The following is a 313-nucleotide window of genomic DNA, read 5'->3' as shown; positions in this document are numbered from 1 at the left end:
GTTTATCGTTTTGTTTCACTTTATCTTTTTCCGCTGCTTCGCGCTTAGCTAATTCCGCTGCTTCACGTTTTGCTTCTTCAGCTTCACGTTTCGCTTTTTCTTCGGCGTCTTTCTTTGCCTTTTCAGCTTCACGTTTTGCTTTTTCTTCAGCTTCGCGCTGTGCTTTCTCTTGTGCTTCGCGCTGGGCTTTTTTCTTCTGCTTCGCGATGCGCCTTTTTCTTCCGCTTCACGCTGAGCTTGCTCATCCGCTTGCGCTTTTTTCAACGGCGTCACGGTTCACATAAGTGCGTTTTTTTGCGGACTTCGATGGCTA

Annotated in this window: 1 protein-coding gene; it reads left to right on the top strand. The window is 47.3% G+C overall.

Going from position 1 to position 313, the window contains the following annotated elements:
• A partial coding sequence (locus tag BHE89_RS24125) for a hypothetical protein (RefSeq protein WP_216080959.1) occupies nt 1-284 on the top strand: 284 nt, incomplete at its 5' end.
• Nucleotides 285-313: the final 29 nt, after the last annotated feature.

It is taken from the genome of Shigella sp. FC1967 (genome assembly GCF_001743005.1).
In the GTDB taxonomy this organism is placed as follows: domain Bacteria; phylum Pseudomonadota; class Gammaproteobacteria; order Enterobacterales; family Enterobacteriaceae; genus Proteus.
The sequence above is the reverse complement of the archived record's forward strand: the minus strand, read 5'-3'. Positions and strand labels throughout refer to the sequence as shown.